This is a genomic window from Aminipila luticellarii, from assembly GCF_004103735.1.
In the GTDB taxonomy this organism is placed as follows: Bacteria; Bacillota; Clostridia; order Peptostreptococcales; family Anaerovoracaceae; genus Aminipila; species Aminipila luticellarii.
Window position 1 is genome coordinate 1,816,400 of record NZ_CP035281.1, and the last position, 21,676, is coordinate 1,838,075.

General features: G+C 41.1%; 13 protein-coding genes and 6 tRNA genes. 1 reads left to right on the top strand and 18 read right to left on the bottom strand.

The window, feature by feature from the left end:
• Positions 1-21 precede the first annotated feature (21 nt).
• The 16 genes from ltrA to EQM06_RS08515 all read right to left on the bottom strand — a co-directional run bounded on the left by ltrA (position 22) and on the right by EQM06_RS08515 (position 16,590).
• Positions 22-1,434, bottom strand: a complete 1,413-nt coding sequence (gene ltrA, locus EQM06_RS08435) for a group II intron reverse transcriptase/maturase (RefSeq protein ID WP_128745892.1) — start codon at positions 1,432-1,434, stop codon at positions 22-24.
• Between the two features lie 521 nt (positions 1,435-1,955).
• Positions 1,956-3,491, bottom strand: a complete 1,536-nt coding sequence (locus EQM06_RS08445) for a YfcC family protein (protein ID WP_128745894.1) — start codon at positions 3,489-3,491, stop codon at positions 1,956-1,958.
• Positions 3,492-3,669: 178 nt separating this feature from the next.
• A complete protein-coding gene (locus EQM06_RS08450) occupies positions 3,670-4,149 on the bottom strand; it encodes a EutP/PduV family microcompartment system protein (protein ID WP_128745895.1) in 480 nt (159 codons plus the stop codon).
• A gap of 6 nt (positions 4,150-4,155) precedes the next feature.
• Positions 4,156-4,551: a BMC domain-containing protein gene (locus EQM06_RS08455; protein ID WP_230974947.1), complete on the bottom strand. Its 396-nt coding sequence runs from the start codon at positions 4,549-4,551 to the stop codon at positions 4,156-4,158.
• A 184-nt stretch (positions 4,552-4,735) separates the two neighbouring features.
• Positions 4,736-6,757 (bottom strand): sodium-translocating pyrophosphatase, encoded by a 2,022-nt coding sequence (locus EQM06_RS08460; protein WP_128745896.1) that lies wholly within the window; start codon positions 6,755-6,757, stop codon positions 4,736-4,738.
• Positions 6,758-7,095: 338 nt separating this feature from the next.
• Positions 7,096-8,610 (bottom strand): amino acid permease, encoded by a 1,515-nt coding sequence (locus tag EQM06_RS08465; protein WP_128745897.1) that lies wholly within the window; start codon positions 8,608-8,610, stop codon positions 7,096-7,098.
• Between the two features lie 605 nt (positions 8,611-9,215).
• Positions 9,216-10,478, bottom strand: a complete 1,263-nt coding sequence (locus EQM06_RS08470; protein ID WP_128745898.1) for a sensor domain-containing diguanylate cyclase — start codon at positions 10,476-10,478, stop codon at positions 9,216-9,218.
• Positions 10,475-11,023: a V4R domain-containing protein gene (locus EQM06_RS08475; protein WP_128745899.1), complete on the bottom strand. Its 549-nt coding sequence runs from the start codon at positions 11,021-11,023 to the stop codon at positions 10,475-10,477. Before EQM06_RS08475 ends, EQM06_RS08470 begins: the two co-directional genes overlap by 4 nt.
• 450 nt (positions 11,024-11,473) lie before the next feature.
• Positions 11,474-13,717, bottom strand: a complete 2,244-nt coding sequence (locus tag EQM06_RS08480) for a U32 family peptidase (protein WP_128745900.1) — start codon at positions 13,715-13,717, stop codon at positions 11,474-11,476.
• 20 nt (positions 13,718-13,737) lie between these two features.
• Entirely contained in the window at positions 13,738-15,474 is a 1,737-nt protein-coding gene (locus tag EQM06_RS08485; protein ID WP_128745902.1) for an ABC-F family ATP-binding cassette domain-containing protein, read from the bottom strand.
• A gap of 559 nt (positions 15,475-16,033) precedes the next feature.
• Positions 16,034-16,107: transfer RNA gene (locus EQM06_RS08490), tRNA-Cys, on the bottom strand.
• A 30-nt stretch (positions 16,108-16,137) separates the two neighbouring features.
• Positions 16,138-16,212: transfer RNA gene (locus EQM06_RS08495), tRNA-Gln, on the bottom strand.
• Positions 16,213-16,227: 15 nt separating this feature from the next.
• Positions 16,228-16,303: transfer RNA gene (locus tag EQM06_RS08500), tRNA-His, on the bottom strand.
• Positions 16,304-16,339: 36 nt separating this feature from the next.
• A tRNA-Asp gene (locus tag EQM06_RS08505) sits at positions 16,340-16,416 on the bottom strand.
• A gap of 13 nt (positions 16,417-16,429) precedes the next feature.
• Positions 16,430-16,505: transfer RNA gene (locus tag EQM06_RS08510), tRNA-Val, on the bottom strand.
• Between the two features lie 8 nt (positions 16,506-16,513).
• Positions 16,514-16,590 (bottom strand) — tRNA-Met (locus EQM06_RS08515).
• 370 nt (positions 16,591-16,960) lie between these two features.
• Between EQM06_RS08515 and EQM06_RS08520 the strand changes: the two genes are divergently transcribed.
• Entirely contained in the window at positions 16,961-17,641 is a 681-nt protein-coding gene (locus tag EQM06_RS08520; RefSeq protein ID WP_128745903.1) for a TIGR00266 family protein, read from the top strand.
• 137 nt (positions 17,642-17,778) lie between these two features.
• On the opposite strand, the gene EQM06_RS08525 is transcribed toward EQM06_RS08520, so the two are convergent.
• Positions 17,779-19,158, bottom strand: coding sequence for a sigma-54-dependent transcriptional regulator (locus tag EQM06_RS08525; protein ID WP_128745905.1), 1,380 nt, complete (start codon positions 19,156-19,158; stop codon positions 17,779-17,781).
• 3 nt (positions 19,159-19,161) lie between these two features.
• Positions 19,162-21,519, bottom strand: a complete 2,358-nt coding sequence (locus EQM06_RS08530; RefSeq protein WP_164914403.1) for an ATP-binding protein — start codon at positions 21,517-21,519, stop codon at positions 19,162-19,164.
• Between the last annotated feature and the right edge of the window lie 157 nt (positions 21,520-21,676).

Sequence of the window (21,676 nt, forward strand, 5' to 3'; positions counted from 1 at the left end):
CGTTCGGTACACGGCGGTTCCTTAGTTTTCACAAACTTTCAGGTAATAGCCAGTCATGGATATATATCCGAGACTGGCTATTTCTTTATTGGTTAGTACACTGTTTAACATTATGGCTGACCGCCATATTCCTTTTCGGCAGTTTGCTAATTCATGTACTTTCCATTCTGGCACATTATATTTCTTTATCATTTTGTACCTAGTTTTGATTCTCTTCCACTGTTTCCAGTATACTGCTCGGATTTTACGTCTAAGCCACTCGTCTGTTTCTTTTAGTAACTGCTTCATATCTGATAATGCAAAGTAATTTACCCAACCTTTTATGAACTGTGCAAGTTTCTTTGCCCTATATTCGTTGCCCCATCCGTTGCTTCTTGATGTTATTTCCCTTAATCGGTTTTTCATCTTTTCTATGGATTTTGGATGCACTCTGAGTTTGCACTTTCCATTGTTCCTGTAAAAGCTATATCCAAGGTATTTCACTTTGCTGATATGAGCTACTTCCGTCTTATCTTTGTTTACTTTTAGAAAAAGTCTCCCTTCGATAAACGGCACGATTTTCTCTAAGGTTCTATATGCACTTTTTCTGCTTCTGCAGAAAATCATACAATCGTCCGCATAGCGGACGAACCTATGCCCTCTGCTCATTAGTTCCTTATCTAATTCATTTAGCATGATGTTACTAAGAAGCGGACTTAATGGTCCTCCTTGAGGTACTCCCACTTCTGTTCTTTCAAAGAGCCCATTTCGAACTACTCCCGCATTTAGATATTTATGTATCAACGAGATTACTCTGCCATCTTTGATGGTTCGCGATAATATTTCTATTAGCTTACTCTGACATACTGTATCAAAGAACTTTTCTAAGTCCATATCTACCACGTATACATATCCATCATTTACATTCTTTTGGCATTGTTTTAGGGCATCGTGTGCTCCCCTTTTCGGTCTGAAACCAAAACTGTTATCAGAAAACTGTTCTTCAAAGATTGGGTTAAGTACTTGGGTAATCGCTTGTTGTATTACCCTGTCAACTACCGTTGGTATCCCTAGTTTTCTGACCTTTCCTCTTTCTTCTTTGGGTATTTCTACCCTGCGAACTGGATTTGGTTTGTATTTCCCGTCCTTTATCTTTTGGATTAGTTGCTCTCGGTTTTCTTTGAGATACGGTAGAAGTTCATCTACTCTCATCCCATCAATTCCTCCTGCTCCTTTATTGGATTTTACTTTCCTATATGCCTCGTTTAGATTGTCCCTGTGTAAAATCTTCTCCATCAGATTGTCCGTCTGAAAGTTTGTGATGGTGTGGTTGTTTTCAGCAATCCTTTGATGGGCGAACGCTTCCGCATACTCTTTCTGTTCCGCAGATACCCTTTGTAGATAGCCTTCATTATGAAGTTGTCTGTCCTTGCTTCCATCTTTGGTTACATTCATTTACTCACATCTCCTAAAGTTCAGTCCTTCCCGATACGTCTTAAGCCGTATTGGTACTATGACCTCTGCTGACTTCTCACGATAAATCTTGTTTCAACCGTAATTACAAATATTTTATTATGTTTATTACGTCCATGAGACCTCCCCAGGTAAGTTTGCAATCTTTCTCTCCATCTATCTGCCATATTTACAATATCTAATTCCGAGTAGTTATTGGACTTCAACTTGAATCGCAGTCTTATCCTTAGTTATTGCCTAATGTGATTTCTGTTCGTCAGATCGGAGATTTGCCGCTGGCTTCCTTCAGATTCCATCTCACGATGGACACCCTTGCCTTAAGCTATACACTTCCCACTACTAGGGCGTGTTTGGGACTTTCACCCGTTAGATTGCACCCATGCTGGGCGCACGACATCAAAAGACTCCCTCAAGGTTCGCCTTGAAAGAGTCTTTTTCTTTTTCCATATTCGTAAAACCGATCTTTCCTTAGAGCAAAGGACGGTTTTCATTTTACGGCAATCCTATACCATTGCCACCTCAGCGCAGAGGAAGGTTATGGAGAAGATTGCTAAAATCCCCATAAGCGGTAAGATAAATTTTATATATTTATCATAATTTACATGAACAAGCTGAAGAACTACAAGTACCAAGCCTGTCGGCGTGATGAATCCCATCGTTCCCTGACCGAACATGTATGCTGTAATAACAACTTCTCTTGGAAGTCCAACAGCATCTGCCAGCGGTGCCATAATTGGAATAGAAAGTACGGCAAGGCCGGAGGATGAGTTGATGAAAAATCCTAAAATGATATAAATGAAATACATCACAATAGCAAATACATAAGGACTCATGCCGTTTACCCATCCGGACATGGTGTTCAAAAGGGCATCCGATACTAATCCGTTTTCCAAAATCACGTTAATAGACCTTGCAACACCGCAAATCAGAGCAACCCCGATCATATCTCCTGCGCCGGCCAGAAATTCGCTGACCATTTCAGTTTCGCTCATGCGTAGGATAATTCCCATGATGATAGCGGAAACTAAGAATAGACCGGTCATTTCACCGAACCACCATCCAAGTTTAACAACACCGTAAACCATGATGACGAAAGTCAGGAAAAATTGAATTAATATAACTTTAAATCGTAAAGTCAGTTCAGGTACTTCTGCTTCGCTGCAATATTTTTCGTCAATGTACGCTTTGCTTTCCAGAATCAGTGATTTTTCAGGATTCTTTCGAACCATGCTGCCATATTTAATAACATATAATATACAAATAAAAGTTCCTACAACAAGTGCTGTGATTCTGATTCCGAATCCTTCCATAAAGTTGATACCGGCAGCATTTGATGCGATTACAACGGAGAACGGATTAACAGTAGAGCACATCGTACCGATGGATGAGCCCAGATAAACCGCTGCTATACCTACCAGCGCATCATACCCTGCAATAACGAAAATCGGAATGACTACGGCATATAGTGCAACGGTTTCTTCGCACATACCAAAAGTAGTTCCTCCAAGAGCAATCAATATGGTAATAAGAACAATTAATATGTACTCCTTACCCTTTGTCACTCTGGACAGTGCTCCCATACCGGCAGCAAAGGCGCCCGACTTATTTAAATAAGCAAGCATACCACCTAATACGAAGATGAATAAACTGATGTCGATCGTTTCGTACACACCGTTTACCAAAGCTAGTACGCAATCCGTAAAGCCCTGCGGATTCGGATCGATTGCTTCATAACTTCCCGGAATACCGATTGGCTTGTAAAGGCTTCCGTCCAGGAACAAGTCCAGCTTCGCTTTAATATCCAGCTCATCCAGAGACTTCTGGTTCGCATCCATAGATGTGACACTTCCGTCCGGTGCTGTGATATCAAACTTATTCGAGTCTGCGTTATAAAGTAATTTTGAATAAGACCCTGTCGGCATAAAATTTGTTCCAATAGCCGCGATAATCAAGATAATGAATAATACCGTAAAGGCCGATGGGAATTGGCGTTTTTTCTTCGCCGGAGTTCCCTGCTCCGTTACATTTTTTTCCTCCATTTTTTCTCTCCTTAAAAGTTCTACATAATTTTATAGCTAGTGCATTAGTATTTTATACATTTTTAAGGATATGTTCAATGGTTTTTAGGAAAAATATGTTGAATTATTTAAAATCTGTTTTTGTAACCAAAATATACATCAATTCATCGTGATTTCACCTATATAAGTATGGAATTTGCTATATTAAAATGTCGTCTTTTGCTTTTGCTTCCTCCCATGGAAGAACGTCTCCGTCTTCTTTTAAATATTCTAAAATATCAGAAACACCTTCTCCTGTATAAGAGCTGATACAAAATATTTTTTCGCAGCCTGCCAGCCTAAGCCATTCCTTAGCCTGTTCCACATTGGCATCTTTATGGTCGATTTTGGTGACAATGCCGATTACTTCTCTCGTTGCAATGGCACATACACACGGCGGGTACAGGGAGTATGGCTCAATGGCGCTGAGCAGCATACCGATTACATCCGCCTCATAGGAATAAATCGCCAAAGCACCGCCTAATGTAGCCGTTTCCGCATATTCGCCAGGGGTATCTATAATCACATCATAATAATTGACATACTGGGTTTTATGGTACGTAATCTTTTCTCCCTTTAAAGCCTGAGTCAGCGTAGTCTTTCCAGCCTCACTGCGTCCAAGAAGCATAATTTTCCTCATAATTATTTACCTTCTTGTTATCCTGCACACTGCAAATTCCAGCTCATTTTTAAAATAAGAAACGATTTCCTGTATGGCGGTTTCCACCTCTGACAGTCTGCCTGTTATGATCAGGGTTCCGCTGAATCGATCCACGAACCCCAGGTACACATCCCCTGCTTTAATAGCTAAATCGCTTGCAATAACTGCTGATTCCGGCGGAGTTACATTTAAAATGCCAATGGCTGAATTATCAAAATCGATATCCGGATTTAGACCTAATTTTTTATAGACAATAGGCCTTGGACCGCCTATGATATGTGCCAGCGAAATCTGCTTTCCCGGGACACTTTCCTGTATGATTCTCAGTCTCCCTTCGGAATCTTCCGGTAATAAATCTCTTATATCCATGTTCTTCTTCATCTCTTTCTTTTTATTTTACAGCAACGCTGTTATTTAGCTTTAGTTTTTATTCTATCACTTAAAAGCTCTTCAAGGTTTATTATACCACAGAATATGCGTTTATAACAACAGAGACTGTATCCAAATAAGCTTCAGATACAGTCTCCGGTCATTTTCATAGTAAAATTGTATATGGATTACTCTCCTACATCATGTTTGCGATAATAGGAGCAACGATCAGTGAAATAGTACCCATAACCTTGATTACAGCGTTCAAAGAAGGTCCAGCTGTATCCTTGAACGGATCGCCGATTGTATCTCCTACAACAGCTGCTTTATGAGCTTCTGAGCCTTTACCGCCCAGTGCGCCTGCTTCAATGTATTTCTTTGCATTATCCCATGCACCACCTGCATTGGACATAGTAAGTGCAAGAAGCACACCACTTGCAGTGCCGCCTACCAGCATGCCTCCCAGAACATTCAAAGCTACCTCCGGATTGAATATGGCAATACCAAAGCCTATAACGATGATGCTTAAAGGAGCCAGCAGACCCGGCTTAATCATTCTCTTGATAGCAGCTTTCGTAGAAATATCTACGCATTTCTTGTAATCTGCCTTTGCTTTTCCTTCCAGCAGACCCGGGATTTCTCTGAACTGTCTTCGCACTTCTTCAATCATTTCAAAGGCCGCTGTTCCAACTGCTCTCATAGCATATGCACAGAACAGGAACGGAATCATTGCTCCGAACAGTAATCCAAGCATGATCATTGGATTTAAAATATCCAGTGATGCTAAACCCGCTCTCTGAGCAAAGGCTGAGAACAAAGCGATCGCAGTGATTGCAGCAGAACCGATTGCAAATCCCTTTGCAACAGCTGCCGTAGTATTTCCAACAGAGTCCAGCTTGTCCGTAATCTGACGAACTTCCGGTTCAAGACCAGCCATTTCAGCAATACCACCGGCATTGTCTGCGATTGGGCCATAAGCGTCAATAGCTACAATCGTTCCGGCCATGGAAAGCATACCCATTGCAGCTAACGCGATGCCGTAGAAGCCATAAACGCCGCCGCCCGGAACCACATAAGCAACTGCTACCGTTGCAATAATAATAATAATTGGAATAGCAGTACTTTCAAGGCCTACGGAGAAACCGTAAATAACGTTTGTAGCCGCGCCTGTCTCAGAAGACTTCGCAATGCTCTGAACAGGTGAATACGCCTGTGCTGTAAAGTATTCAGTCACTAATCCGATTAAAATATTTGCAATTAAGCCTCCCATGATTGCAATGAAAAATTGGATCTGATGATCGGGCAATAAGTATCTTGTTAAGAAAAATGCTGCTATTGCAGACAGGACAAAGGAAGTATAAAGACTTCTGTTCAGTCCGGACTGCGGATTGCTGTCATCTCCTGTATAAATAAAGAGTGTTCCGATAATAGATGCCACAATTCCTGCCGCACCCAGTAATAATGGAAGAATTACGCCGATCTGTCCCGGCATACATGTACCTAATAACATGGCTGCAACAGATGTAGCGGCATAGGATTCAAATAGGTCTGCTCCCATACCTGCAACGTCTCCCACATTATCTCCTACGTTATCTGCAATAACCGCAGGATTTCTAGGATCGTCCTCCGGAATACCGGCTTCTACCTTACCTACTAGGTCTGCTCCTACGTCAGCTGCCTTCGTAAATATACCGCCGCCGATACGTGCAAAAAGAGCGATCAAGGAAGCCCCGAAAGCAAAGCTGTCGATTGCTGCAATGGAGTCCGGATTTTGTTTCGCAACGAAGATGTATAACAAGGATACACCCAGCAAGCCAAGTCCTACTACGCCCATACCCATTACGGAACCGCCTTTAAAAGCAATACCAAGCGCTTTTTTCAGGCTGCCCTTTGCGGCATGTGTTGTTCTGGCATTTGCTCTGGTTGCAATGTACATACCTAAGTAACCTGCACATGCAGAGAACAGTGCGCCTACGCCGAAAGCTACGGCAGAAGCCCACTTGTGCTCCGTTAAAAGTCCCAGAATAATAAAAATTATAATTGCGATTGGAAGCAAGGTCTTATATTGCCTGTTTAAAAAGGCCATTGCACCCTGTTGGATTGATTCTGAGATCTCAATCATTTTATCAGTTCCCATATCTTCTTTAAGAACTGATCTGGATAAGTAGGCCGCAAATATTAATGCTAAAATAGATGCTGCCACAATAAGATTAGTCATTTTAGTATCTCCCCTTAAATTTAAAAATTTGCCGCATTAATAATGAAGAAAAATTTTCATTACTAATTTAGCATTGCATACTTATACCGTATTCATAACAATTCTACCCTTTTCCTCTTGGATCAATTCATATTATTCTCTATTAAAATCTAAATTTTCGGAAAAAATCAGTAGAATCAAACGGAAGGCTCGCTAAATATTTTATACCACGTTACCAAATAAGTCCAATAAAAATTATCATTTTTAGCAAAAAAATATAAAAATTGAGCAAAAAAGCAGCGAACAGATACTGCTCACTGCTTTTTTGTTATTCTTTTTTTATTTTAATTCCATGCTCTTTAATTGTTGGCCGCTTTTGCTATAGTCGGATCCTCTTTTGTTTCATCCGGAATAGTAAAGTCACATTCCGTTAAAGGAACCACCTTTGACTTCTTCTTAAGCTTATATCCTATGATCAACAGTGGGAATACCGGAATCAACGCATAGTTTGTAATAAAGTCGAACCATGTGAATGCACCCGGCTCAAATACCCACATATTTGCTAAGAATATGATTATAGTAATCATAACTCCGGCAAAGATCGGTCCAAATGGATATAGGAAAGCTTTGTATTTCAATTCGGAAACAGTATGACCCTGTGCGATCCACGCTTTTCTGAATCTAAAATGACAAACAGAGATTCCAAGCCAAATGAAGAATCCGCTTAATGCTGACGCATTGTAGAAAATGGTATAGATCTTACCTTCGCCAACCAGAGATGCAAAGAAGGAAAGAGCAGCAATACAACCTGTTGCCCATACTGCATAAACAGGGACACCGTGCTTATTCGTTCTGGAGAAAAGCTTTGGTGCATTTCCTCTTACTGCCATTGCGTGCAGCATTCTGGAAGATGTGTACAGACCTGAATTACCACAGGACAATACCGACGTCAGAATAACCGCATTTAAAAGAGACGCGGCGGCTGCGAAGCCTACATTCTTAAATACAAGAACAAACGGGGATGCTGCAACGTTTTCAGCACTTCCATTTAATAGATCCGGTTCTGTGAACGGAATCAATGTACCAATTACGAAAATACTTCCTATGTAGAAAAGCAAAATTCGCCAAAATACAGTTTTAATTGCTTTTGGCACATTCTTTTCAGGATCTGCTGTTTCAGCAGCGGCAAGACCAACGATTTCTGTTCCCTGGAACGAGAAACCTGCTACGGCAAACACGCCCATCATAGCGGCAAATCCGCCTACAAACGGTGCTTTTCCCGCATCACCGGCATCTAGTGTCCAGTTTTGGAAACCTGTGGTATGAGATCCCATAATACCAAAGATACAAAGAACTCCTGTAATTAAGAAAATAATAACAGCTACAACCTTAATTCCTGCAAACCAGTACTCAGCCTCAGCATATGATTTTGTGGAAATAAGATTTAAGCTCATTAATAATGTAAAGGCCAGCACCGCAACCAACGTTCCGGGTACCTGCGGAAGCCAGAATTTAACAATCAGACCTGCTGCAACGAATTCTGCCGCAACAGTAATGGCCCAAGAGAACCAATAGTTCCAACCAACTGCGAAACCGAAAGCCGGATCGATAAACCGGTTGGCATAGGCCTCAAAGGAGCCGACAAGTGGTAACTGAGTTGCCATTTCACCGAGTGAAGACATCATAAAAAATACTATAAGACCCATTAATCCATAGGCAACCATTGCACCTCCCGGACCGGAAGATGAGATTGCACTTCCACTTGCAAAAAATAGTCCTGTTCCAATAGCTCCGCCGATGGCTATCATAGTAAGCTGTCTAGATCTTATTCCACGACTTAGCTTAGTATCTTCGCCATGTTTTTCTGAACCCATAATAAATCCTCCTTACCTCAAAAAAGCAAAATAATTACAAAATGGCCGCTGCTTAAACGCAGACAGATCCCTCTTCACCTGCCCAAGCGCCGACTCGGCAGAAAAGAATTCTCATGCTGCACAACCAACCATTGTTATCAAGCCTACACACCGGCTTGACTTACCCATTTCTAAAAGCCTCTCTTATAAACTTTCGTTACCACCTCCGAATCCTGCATCCAAAATCACAACATAAAAGCAATACAAATGTCCTTAAATATATCGATTTTACGAAGTATTCTGTAAATTCAATTAAATTATAGCACTGTATCAAGAAAATGCAATACCTAAGGAAACAGTTTATGTTTAAATTTCATTTTTAGGGACATCTTTACTTGCTCTTTCTATTGAAAAATGCGCATTTGTCTGCACATTTAGCATGAAAATTCATAAAAATGATTTAACATTCTATATCACTAATTTGCTCCTCAAGATTGGCTTATTTTAAGCTAGAAGGAAAGGCAGAAAAAAATAACTGTCCAAATTTAACGGCAAGACAGAAAAAAATAGCCTTCCAAAAAGGAAGGCAAGAAAAATAGTTATTTGAGCCAATAGAGATATACCGTTTATTCAAATAAAATTCTATTGATTTTTTTATGTTTCATTCTATACGCTTTCTTATATTCATACATCCTCTCATCGGCAATGCTTAGCAAAGCACTTTCCGATAAAAGATTATCTGCACGAACCTCCACCACGCCGTAACTGATGCTGCGTTCATAGGAATGATTACGTGCGAAATCACCGTTTATCAGCCTGTTCCTCAGTACTTCCATCCGTTCCTTAGCTTTAGCAGCATTCCAGTCCTGAGCCAAGATCATGAATTCATCCCCGCCCATACGGCAAAGAACGGATTCCAGGGAAAAGTTGTGCAGTATTCCTGTGACTTCTAAAATATACCGATCGCCCTCCGAATGACCGAACGTATCGTTTACAGATTTAAGCCGATCTATATCTATAAAACAAAGAACAAAAGACCTGCTTCCAACCAGCCATTCATGCAATATTTTCATGCCGTACCGGCGGTTAAAGGCTTGGGTCATTATATCCGTATACGCGGCATTTTGCAAATCATAGAGCTGTTCTTTTTCATAGCTTACATCTGTAAACATAAAAACAAGCGCCTTGTTGCCATACCATGATAACGGATGGATGTCCACTGAAAAGTATTGGACCTTATCGCCCTGGCTTATTTTCATTTCGGTGAAATAAGGTTGTCCATTCTTTTCCAGAGCATCAGCCTGCCATTTCATCCAACGTTTCCATTTTGATTCATAATCCGGATCTTTCAAGATCTGAGCCGCCTGCTGATTTACATACAACCAATCAGAGGTTGTAACATCCATCACAATAATCCATTGAGAAATCTGATTGGTAATTATTTGAAGCAGACTGTTGCTCTGCTCCAAGGCTTGTGTTTTCTCGTGTCCATCCTCTATTTCCTTTAAAAGATTCCTTCTCTGATACTCCAACTGTTCCTTCATCGCGTTGAACGCTTCGGCAAATTCACCCATAAAATCAAGGTGCTGTTGATAGTCTCCTTTTGCCACCTGCTGTGCCCGCCAGGTCAAATGTTTCAAAGAAGCATGCAGAGCCTTCAGCGGACCAGCCATTTCATTTTCAGGCGGCGGCAGGTCAACCTCCAGATTTCCTTTTGCTATATTTTGGGCTAATGCCGTCGTTTCCATGAGACACTTGCAAAAATAGACAAGCTCACTCCCAAGCTCCTGAAACTCCTTCGGAAGCTGCTCTACATCCAAGAAAGCATGCTCAGGGTCATAGATTACATGATGAAGGTAGCCCTGCAAAAGCTCTGCAACAGATTTCATATATCGTTCACCTCTTTAATCGTCCCGCGGAACCGGCATACCCGATCCCCGTTTGCCCAGCAGTCAATTTCTCTCACGCTGTATTTTTTACCGGTATAAGCTTCCAGGATTCCGGCAATAAAGCCTTCGTCATAATAGCATACGGTTTCATTTGTAACGGGAATTCCGCTGCAGTCCAGATCTTCTCCAACCGTGAGAACCAACTCTCCCGTTACTTCATTAAGAGCTTCCATCCTTAAAATACCGATTTTCAATTCTTTTAACTTCCTTTGAAGGTCTGATAGAAATACATTCCATTCAGCCTTTAAGTCCAGTACATTTTGGGCAAATTCTGTGCCGGCCAAATATCCTGCCTGACGAAAACATTCATTTGCTCTTTCATTCCCGCAAGCCTTGCTTAATACATCCAGCATGGTATACTGCATCAAACGGTATACCATTACAGGCATCTCTTCTCCCAATTCTCCCCGGCCTTTGCGGATATCTCCCAAGCTCTCCCATTCAAAGGTGTGATGATCCTTCTCCTGCTGTAATATGTATGGCATATAAAATACCTCCTAAACATCTTTACTATTACTCTATAAATCCCTGTTATTTTACCCCTTGCCTGTTATCTTTTATTTCTCCCTATCCGGCAGCACTCACCGGATGGCATTATCTCATTTTGTGGATCAGCACTAATTTTACTATAAACCCTGGGGAATTTCAACAAATACCGCACTCAAATCGGTTCGGAAAGTGGATTTGCTCAAAAATTACAATATAGGCTTTATTTTTGCTTAAAAAATCAAATTTTATCACGAAATTTTCTTATAACGGAAATTCGTTAAGCGGCCTGAGCCCCCTCCTTTATCGGCGAGGGGTACCCCCTCTGCACTCCCCCTTTTATTCAATAGGAAAATATTTCTTATTGAATAAAAAAGAAGCTCCAACATTCTAAGGATATTGAAACTTCAATTTCTGGAGGCCGTACCCAGATTTCATCTGGGATTTCCCTACAAAATCTCTTTATTAAAATGTCCTCTTGTATCTGTTTCCTGATTAAAGACAGGCTTATCCATAGAACCATTTAATTTGCTCAAAGCCTGATGAATGATTTTCACCACCTGCTCTTTTGATTCCACCGTAAAGTTTAACCGAAATGCCTCGATTCCTTTTATGGTTGGCAGCTCGTCTAAAAGATTCAAGGTCTTCCCATTCAGGATCGTCGTTGTACAATCTCCATGAGAAAGGATAGGGAAGGTTCCGTGCTCATCTTTTAGCTCATAGCTCCTGGTTTTGCAAACACCGCATTGATTCATTTTTTTCATCGGACAATATTTTGTAAACATCAAAGGCGCCTTGCCATATACAATCATTTCCAGCGCAGGATAGCCGTCATTTTCTTCATAATAGGCATCCATTAAATCCTCCATTTGTCTCTTGTTCAATTCATAGGATAAGGTTACCCGTTTCGCACCTAATCGATATAATTCATAGCAGCTGGCGGAATTAACCACATTGAGAGAATAGTCCGTCACAAAAGGATTGGTTTTTCTGTAATGATAAATTCCGCCATATCCTCCGATCAGCAGCAGTCCTTTCTTTTCCCTATAATCGTTCTGATTTCTCCGAACCACGTTTTCAAAATAAACTTCCTTTATTCCGCAGCTCACGCAAGCATCAACTTGTTCCTTAGTCGTTACAGAAGCTGTAAGGTACGGTTTTTCAGGGGTAAAGCTTATTTTCTCTTTTGCTTTCAACACCTTGGTTCTTTTCTTTTGGCTGTTCAGCTTTAAGTCATATAAGCCCTGTACAAGTTCTCTTCTTGCTGCATTCAACAATTTTGCCGGAATAAAAGCATTACATTCCTCAAAATCCACCTGATTCAGCTCAAATATGGTATCCTTTAATCTGGAAAATTGCTTGATTACCTGGTCTTTTGTGGTTGGATTATTCATTGCGGCCCCAAGTATTTCCTCGCTTTCATATAAATAGTGAAAGCCCAGGCCCGACCCATCTATGATAAGCTTTGAATCTGGATAGGCATACACGCTAATATCCAGGTTAAAACGCTTATATTCTTTCTCCAGTGATGATTCTAACTCTTTGTAATAGGAATAATCCTTCGTTATATATACTATGTCACCCTTAGACAGCTTTTCTTTGATTTTGATATAGCAGACATCCTCTGCTTTGTTGATTAAATTGTCGTCCTTGTCGTACAGTTTTACAACCGTTAAATTAACATCTTCCTTGTTATGACTTATTCGAATGATATCGTTTTGATGTAAAGTCTTCGTAAGTGTTATTTCAACCATATCCTTAACCATCTTGCTGACTCTGCCAATTTCATAGCCAAAATTATTGGGTCTTAAAATGTTTGTAATATCTTTCGGATCTTCGTGAAATAAATAACCTTTCGTAAAGGTCCTATTGAAGGTTTTGTTCAGATTTCCTTTTTCCTCTTCGGTTATTTTATGATCTAAGGCCTTACGATAGGTTGATACAACATTTGCAACATACGCCGGCTCTTTCATTCGGCCTTCTATTTTTAAAGAATCAATTTCTTTTAAATCATGGATATAATCGATGGTGTTTAAATCCTTCGTGGATAACATGTAGTTTTTCCCTAAAGAAGTACCTGTTGTCTGATCGATCAGTTCATACTCTTTACGGCAGGATCCTACACACCTTCCTCGATTTCCGCTTCGATAGCCGATTAATCCGGACATGAGACAGTTTCCGGAGTACGAGATACATAACGCACCATGGGCAAAAATTTCTATAGGAATTTTTGCGATTCTTTTAATCTCTTTTACTTTTTCAATGGGAGTCTCACGGGCCAGAACAATTCTTTTCGCACCAAGTTCTTTCAATAATAATGTTCCGTCTAAATCGTCTATTCCCATTTGAGTGGAACAATGGGCTTCCATATCAAGAAAGTTTTTAACCATGTAATCGAAGGCCGCCAGATCCTGAACGATAATTCCATCCACGCCGATTTCATTTAATTCGTTCATCTGCTCTTTCATCTCTTCCACTTCGTTTTGAAAAACGATGGTATTCATGGTTACATAGATTTTAACATTCCTCAGGTGTGCATATCCAATCGCCTCTTTTAACGATTCCACATCAAAATTAGAGGAGTATGCCCGAGCACCAAATTTTTGCATTCCTAAGTATATCGCATCACAGCCATTGGAAATAGCAGCTTTTAAAGCTTCCATATTTCCTGCCGGCGCTAATAATTCCGTCATTTTTTCCTCCATACTACGCACTATTCTGCGCTAAGTGCTTCTAACCGGTCGCAAAGTTTTTCTACCGTATTCAGCTCATTCTTTTTAAAAGCCGCTGTAATATTGGCTTCCAGCTCTTGTTTTTTCTTGTCTATTTCTAAATACTTCTGATCGAAATATTTATCATATACCATTTTACGAAAAGAACGTGTACGCATACGCCGAATGGTATTGTCTTCTATCAGTAAAACGTAGTCCGCACAATTCGCCACAAGATAGAAATCGTGGCTGACCATGAGTACCGCCCCTTTATAGTCGGAAATGGCTCTTTCCAGAGCCATTTGTGCATAAATATCCAAATGGCTGGTGGGCTCATCCAGTATAAGAAGTTCTGCGTTGGTATGTGCAATCATGGCAATTTGAAGTAAGTTCTTTTCTCCGCCAGATAACTGACTGACTTTCTGCTTTAAGGTATCCCCTTCCAAACAATAGCTCCCGAGATACGCACGAATACTTTCCCTTGTCTCAAACCCTACGTTTTCCATCACCTGATATACGGTTTTTGTTTCATCTATATTCTCGCCTTGAAGCTGAGACAAGCACCCATAGCTTGTATTCTCACGGATATGGATGGAAGGATGGTTATTCTTTAAGATGTCTCGCATTAACGTGGTTTTTCCTGTACCATTTGCCCCAACGATGGCTACTTTTTCGCCGGCCAGTAACTCAAAATGGATCTGTTCCAATAAATTTTCATCAAATGAAGCATGGTAATCGGTAATGCTTAAAATCGGTTGCCCAGTTTCCACTTCTACTGCCGGCAATTCAATCATCGGCTCACAAAGTTCAACAAAAGGTGCCTTAATTTGTCTTGCACGTAAACGATCCAGTTGTGTCTGCTTTGCATTTACAGCACTTCCAATAACCGGATTAACAAGGATCGTAGCTCTTTTGCGCAGAATATCAACCATTTTCTCTGTACGCTCAATTTCTTCCTGATCTTCCATGCTCTGCCGTTTACATTTTAATTTTTCCTTTAACTGGGCTGAACGGTATTCGGTATAACTTCCATCATATTCCTGAATATCCCCGTTCTCCAAATGTAAGATCTTGTTAAAACAGTGATTCAATAAATATCGGTTATGGGTAACCACTAATAATGTACCATCATACCCATTAATCAACTGACAAAGCCGATTCAAGTTTTCAAAATCAAGAAATACATCCGGCTCGTCTAACACAAGAAGATTTGGAGATAGTAACATTTCTCTCATAATCTGAAGCAATTTATATTCACCGCCGCTAAGTTGTGAGACCCTTGTTTCTTCTAACTCACGCATACCGGCTGAATATAACTGCTTCCGAATATTGTTTTCATAATGCTCTCCATCCATGGCCTCAAAGGCATCTAAGAGTGCCTGATATTTCTCAAATAACGGCTCCGCATCCTCAGCGGCTGCCATCTCTTCACATACGGCAGCTGTCGCTTGCTGATTTTCCACGAATCGTTCACTTAAATATTCAAAAACAGTGCATTCCTGCTCCTTATCTCTCACCACAAACTGGCTGGCATAACCAATACGGCAGCGTTCATCTTTGATGATCTTTCCATCATACAAATACTTGTCCGGATGAATCATCATATCAACAAGGGTTGATTTTCCAGCCCCATTGCTTCCGATAAAAGCGCAATGCTGCCCCATTTCCAATGTAAATGAAACCTCGTTATATAAATCTTTTGCAGGAAAACCGTAGGAAAGTTTTTCTACTTGAATCATCTTTGTTATCCTCTTTTCTAAAAAATTTTATCTAAAAAACTCTAAGCCCATTAAATTCAATGTGTTTAGAGTTTCAACTTAACAACATCATCCCTGTGAAATATAAGAATTTGACATAATCATCTTTAAGTGCTATTATAATTATAAAGAATGGTGCTACCGGTAAACGGTTAGCCCTAGAAAAAAATTAGATTAAAAAAATAATCGCCTAGTTTTCCAAGACCGAGGCGATTATTTCTTTTTTGTGATTTTATATGTAATATCGACAATAACGAATATCAGGCCAGTAAAGGCTATCAGTTCCGTTAATGTTATATTCATCGTATCACCCCCCTCCGAAGAGGGCTAACCGCCTACCGTGTCTCGGGTAGCACCTTTTATATTTTAGCACAACCATACAAAAAAAGCACCATGTTTATACAAGGGTATTTTTGTTTCTAAAGTCTGACGGAGATTTGACCACACTTCCCATCAAAAACTGCCGATATGATTACGAATATAGAACCTCACAGAAGACAATAAAAAAGCTTGTAACTATTGAAATTACAAGCTCTTGATTTGGAGGCGACACCCAGATTTGAACTGGGGATAAAGGTTTTGCAGACCTCTGCCTTACCACTTGGCTATGTCGCCGCAAGCCAGTCTCACGACCAGCAATTAAATTGGCTAGGGTAGCAGGATTCGAACCTGCGCATGATGGAATCAGAATCCATTGCCTTACCGCTTGGCGATACCCCAACAATACATGTTATATGGGGTGGGTAGTGGGAGTCGAACCCACGTATACAGGAGCCACAACCCTGGGTCTTAACCACTTGACGATACCCACCATATAGGCTTTTTTATATTTCACTTTCAATAAAAATGGCGACCTGGATCGGGCTCGAACCGACGACCTCCAGCGTGACAGGCTGGCATTCTAACCAACTGAACTACCAGGCCAACTTATTAAAAATGGTGGGCGTTATAGGGCTCGAACCTATGACCCTCTGCTTGTAAGGCAGATGCTCTCCCAGCTGAGCTAAACGCCCATTTTTAATGGTAGCGGCGAGTGGAGTCGAACCACCGACCTTCCGGGTATGAACCGGACGCTCTAGCCAACTAAGCTACACCGCCATGTTGATTTTTTCAACGTTTTCCGCCGTCAACATTAATTATATTACCATTTCCAACTCGCTATGTCAACACATTTTTTTACATATTATTATTCTTTTTTTGCTTTCTATAGAATGTCCACTTTCCAATAATTTATAACACTTTAAGCTCAAATATTGGTTGGCTCTGCCTGCAACTTTCTGTAAAGTTTACTGGACTTTTATTTTTTGATCTGCCCTTGACTTTCTAAAATCGTCCTTATATGATTGACATATCTATTAGCAGCAACGCTGCAGGATTCACTGATTCTTTCCTTGAGGCAATGCCTCATGTCAATGAATAGAATCATTATACCATTAACAGAACAAAAAACAATAAAAATGGAGGGATTATGGAATATAAAATTGAAGGGACGCCTCTTCCTGTACTCATCTGTACATTAGATCAGGGAGAAGCTATGATTACTGAAAAAGGCTCTATGAGCTGGATGTCACCTAATATGAAAATGGAGACCGGCAGCAATGGAGGAGTGGGACGCGCTCTGGGCAGAATGTTTGCCGGAGAATCCCTGTTCCAGAACCGTTATACCGCTCAGAGCGGAAAGGGATTGATCGCATTTGCTTCCAGCTTTCCCGGCTCTATAATGGAATTTGATATTACCCCGCAAAATTCTGTCATTGTACAGAAATCTGGTTTTCTGGCAGCTGAATCTACCGTAGATTTATCTGTCTTTTTCCAGAAGAAAATCGGAGCAGGCTTTTTTGGCGGAGAAGGCTTTATCATGCAGCGTCTTTCCGGGAACGGAAAAGCCTTTATCGAGATAGACGGACATACGGTTGAATACAATCTGGGAGCTAATGAATCCATGGTAATCGATACAGGATATCTGGCAGCAATGAGCGATACCTGTTCCCTGGACATTGTAACCGTGCCGGGAGTAAAAAATATGCTATTCGGCGGAGAAGGTATTTTCAACACAGTTGTAAAAGGTCCGGGTAAGATTATACTCCAGACTCTTCCTGTAAACTCTGTTGCCGATTCACTACGTCCTTATTTCCCATCAGGCAAATAAACCGTAACCATTCATCAGTCAGCTGTTTCAAAACTGACCGCAGTGCGAAAAGTGCCGCCTCTATTTTGAAACAGCTATTTTATTACAAAGGAAATATTGCTTATGATACGGCGGAGTATCGTAAAAAGCTGCCATCATTACAAATGAATATCATATTCTTTTATCTTTTTATACAAATTCTTTCTGGCCAGCTGCAGCTTCATGGCTGTTTTGCCCACATTCCCTTGATTGCACGAAAGAGCCTTTATGATATACTGCTTTTCAAATGCCTTTTTTGCATCCAGCAACGGAACGTCTACGCCCAGAGAATCGTCTCTCACGGCGCACGAATCGCTTCCCTGTTTCAATTCATCCGGCAGATTCGACCATTTGATTTCCGAATCACTTGTCATGACCACCAGCCTTTCAATGATGTTGCGAAGCTCCCGGACATTTCCGGGCCAGCTGTACCGCTCTAACGCTTGTATGATTTCAGGCGATAAGGGCGAGATGCACTTGCTCGTTTCTTTAGAGATCTGCCGGGTAAAGTAGTTTGCAAGGATTGGAATATCATCCTTTCTCTCACGGAGCGGCGGCAGATGAATGGGCAGGACATGGATTCGATAATACAGATCCTTTCGAAACCTCCCCTTCTCTACCTCTTCCTTTAGGTTTTTATTGGTGGATGTAATCAGTCTGAAATTCGTCCGAATGGTTCCATTACCGCCCACCCTTTCAAATTCTCTCTCCTGCAGCACTCTTAAAAGCTTCGCCTGCGTGCCGAGAGATAATTCGCCGATCTCATCCAGCAAAATCGTTCCCTGATTGGCCACTTCAAATTTTCCCCGGTGCATTTTATCCGCTCCGGTAAACGACCCCTTCTCATGGCCGAACAGTTCACTTTCCAATAAATTTTCCGACAAGGCCGCACAGTTCACCTTGATAAAAACCTGCTCCGCTCGATTGCTTTTATAATGAATCTGGCTGGCAATAATCTCCTTTCCTGTGCCGCTTTCTCCTGTAATCAGAACAGGTGCGTCTGAATCCGCAAAAACATCAATTTTTTGACGTATTTCTTCTATCCGGTAGTTCTGCCCCACTAGCTGCATCATTCCCGCCTTTTCAAGCATTTGATCCTTAAAGGCACTGTTCTGTTCACTCAGCCTATAAATTTCAAATGCTTTCTGGATGTTTAAGAGTAAATTATCAATGTCAGCAGGCTTCAATATATAGGTAAATGCTCCTGATTTTACGGCATCCACCGCACCTGAAACCGATCCTTCTGCCGTCAGCATGATAACCTGAATGGCCGAATTGATTTCCTTAATCCTCTCCAATAAAACGATTCCGTTCATCTTAGGCATGATAATGTCCGCAACGACAACGCCTATTCGCTTTCTTTTAATTAATTCTAAAGCATCCGGGCCATCCCATGCGGTTAAGACATCAAAATGATTCAGCTTAAATATTTTTTCATAAACCTTCAGCAAATCCTTATCATCATCCACAACAAGCAGCTGATCCATGAACTCTCCCATCTGTCATCTTCCTTTCACCTGTTTTAACGGGATTGAAATCGTAAATTCCGTTTCCTTTCCTGCTTTACTGTCTAAATGGATTGTTCCGTGCATTTTTTCAACCATTGTTTTGGTGATCCAAAGCCCCATACCCGTTCCCAGCCCCGACGGATCTGCCGTCACAAACGGTTCGAAGATCTTCTTCTGAAAGGGTTCCTCGACACCTCTTCCATCGTCTTTCACCGATAAAATCATCTGCTCTTCATCAGAATATCCCCGTATGGTAATGGTTCCGCCATCCGAGATGGCATGAATAGCGTTGGACACAAGGTTCATGGTGATGTTTTTGAACGGCTCCGCATTCCCTTCATAAATAAGCGGATTCGGATTAAATTCCGTTACAAATTTAATATTTTTAGCAATGCTGTTTCTTTTGGTCAGCAAAATCACCTGCTCCACAATTTTTGTGATATTGCCGTGAGAAGCCTCTCTTAATGATGGGCTGGAAAAATCCAGCAAATTATAGATGACATCCTCTGCGTTCTGGGTGGATTGCATGATGGTATCAATGCTTTCACGCAAGCCTTCGTCTTGATATTGCTTCGTATAGGCAGCTAGGAGATACGAGGAGCCCTTAATAACAGCCAGCGGGTTCTTCAACTCATGAGCAATTGCCGCTGTAAGACCTCCTATTTCCGACATCTTTTCCTTTTGAGCCATCTCTTTTTCTAACATGACCTGCTTGGTGATCTTTTGGCTCTGGACAATTATTTCATTGATCTGCCCGTTCGAATCGATAATGGGATAATACATATTCTGCAGGATATCATCCCCCCGTACAATTCTGGAAAATTGTGCTGATTTTGTTCGTAGAGCCTCCTGTATAGCACACCCTTTACATATTTCACAGCCGCCCATCAAAGCTTCATAGCACTTTTTCCCCCGCATTTTTTCTTGATCTTTACCCAGTGCCGCAATTCCCTTTTCATTCATATTGGTTATATTCAAGGCTGGACTTAGAAACATCAGCATACCTCCGATGCTGTCGATCACACTTTGTATTTCTCTGTTTTTTTGAATCAAGCTTTCGGTGTACTCTTTCATTTCGGCACTCATGGTATTGAAGGCTTCCGAAAGAATCTGAATCTCCGTATAATTATAAATCGGCTCTTCATAATCAAAATTTCCTTCGGATATAATCTTCGCACGGTTTACCAGCTTGTCAAACGGCCTGGAATATTGGCGATATAAAAATATGGCAATGATAACATAGACCAGCAAAAGGATGAGCGTGAAATGCCACAGATTATTTTTCTCCAGATTATTAAGCTGCAAATACTGATTTTGGATAATTTCCACGCCTACGACCCACGGCTGCCCCACTACTTCCGCATGGGCGATCATATGATTTTTAGAAGCTTTATCCTGATAGGATATGACTCCCCTGTTTCCGCCCAGTATTCTTTCCAGAGCGTATTTATACTGGGGCAGTAAATTCTTTTCCGTTACGATATTAGTCAAAAATGTCTGCCCTCTGATGCCATCCGGTGGTACAATACCGGGATGGTAGATGACATTGCCGTTATCTTGAAGCAAATAAACAATTCCATCCTCTCCCAGGCGAAAGTCTTTAAGAAACTGATTGTTCAGCGTGTCAAGGCACACATCCACACAAGCCACTCCTACAAAACGGTTCCCCTCATATAACGGGACCGAGCAGGTAATGACCCACCCTTTTCCCAAATAATCCACGTAAGGATTGGTCCACACCGTTTTTCTTTCCGGATTGTTTTGAGGATTCGCCGCCAAATAAAAAGGATCGTTTTTTTGCAGATGATTCGGGTCATAGATATCAATCGGACAGGAAGGAAACAATCTTAAAAATCCATCCTCCGTAGCGATATAAGCCCACTCAATATAGGGATTTCGCTCAATCATGTTTTTCATCAAACGATCCAGCTTCTCTGTCGCATTAATGTTCTTCACCGTGTCCGGACTTAACCTCTCAACAGCTGGGAAGAATATGGAGGAATGCTGAGACGCTGCACTTTTCCCCAAGTCCCTGTAAAGGGTATTATCTTTTTCTTTAAGATAAGAAGCAGGCAGTTCCGTATTAGTCTCCTCCAGCATATAATCGGTGGCAAAAGCTGCCAGACCTTCCGTCTCTTTTTGGATTTGCCCAATCACTAAGGACAAAATATTTGCCTTTTCTGAAGCAATCGTCTGTATAGAATCCTTTACATTTTTTACTGTGGCTTTTCGATCCTGCTCCGTGATATAGGCGGTAAAAACTGTGACCACGACGATGTTAAACAACAAAAATATAAGCAGTATCTGCGATACCAGGGACTTTCTATCCAGTATTTTCCTAATCCAAATCATCTGTAAAGCCTTCCTTATACCATGCAAACGGCACAGCATGATTTATCCAGCAGCAACCTTCTTGACCTATCCCAAAATCCCTTATTTCATTTTTATTATAACTTTATCATTATTCAGGGAAGAATTCCAGTAATCTGTTAAAGTGCTGCTGTGACAT

Bases quoted from the DNA above. Each gene is read 5' to 3' on its own strand.
- EQM06_RS08450 (WP_128745895.1), bottom strand. From the start codon at position 4,149: ATGAGGAAAATTATGCTTCTTGGACGCAGTGAGGCTGGAAAGACTACG.
- EQM06_RS08445 (WP_128745894.1), bottom strand. From the start codon at position 3,491: ATGGAGGAAAAAAATGTAACGGAGCAGGGAACTCCGGCGAAGAAAAAA.
- EQM06_RS08485 (WP_128745902.1), bottom strand. From the start codon at position 15,474: ATGATTCAAGTAGAAAAACTTTCCTACGGTTTTCCTGCAAAAGATTTA.
- ltrA (WP_128745892.1), bottom strand. From the start codon at position 1,434: ATGAATGTAACCAAAGATGGAAGCAAGGACAGACAACTTCATAATGAA.
- EQM06_RS08520 (WP_128745903.1), top strand. From the start codon at position 16,961: ATGGAATATAAAATTGAAGGGACGCCTCTTCCTGTACTCATCTGTACA.
- EQM06_RS08465 (WP_128745897.1), bottom strand. From the start codon at position 8,610: ATGGGTTCAGAAAAACATGGCGAAGATACTAAGCTAAGTCGTGGAATA.
- EQM06_RS08455 (WP_230974947.1), bottom strand. From the start codon at position 4,551: ATGAAGAAGAACATGGATATAAGAGATTTATTACCGGAAGATTCCGAA.
- EQM06_RS08470 (WP_128745898.1), bottom strand. From the start codon at position 10,478: ATGAAATCTGTTGCAGAGCTTTTGCAGGGCTACCTTCATCATGTAATC.
- EQM06_RS08530 (WP_164914403.1), bottom strand. From the start codon at position 21,519: ATGATTTGGATTAGGAAAATACTGGATAGAAAGTCCCTGGTATCGCAG.
- EQM06_RS08480 (WP_128745900.1), bottom strand. From the start codon at position 13,717: ATGACGGAATTATTAGCGCCGGCAGGAAATATGGAAGCTTTAAAAGCT.
- EQM06_RS08460 (WP_128745896.1), bottom strand. From the start codon at position 6,757: ATGACTAATCTTATTGTGGCAGCATCTATTTTAGCATTAATATTTGCG.
- EQM06_RS08475 (WP_128745899.1), bottom strand. From the start codon at position 11,023: ATGCCATACATATTACAGCAGGAGAAGGATCATCACACCTTTGAATGG.
- EQM06_RS08525 (WP_128745905.1), bottom strand. From the start codon at position 19,158: ATGGGAGAGTTCATGGATCAGCTGCTTGTTGTGGATGATGATAAGGAT.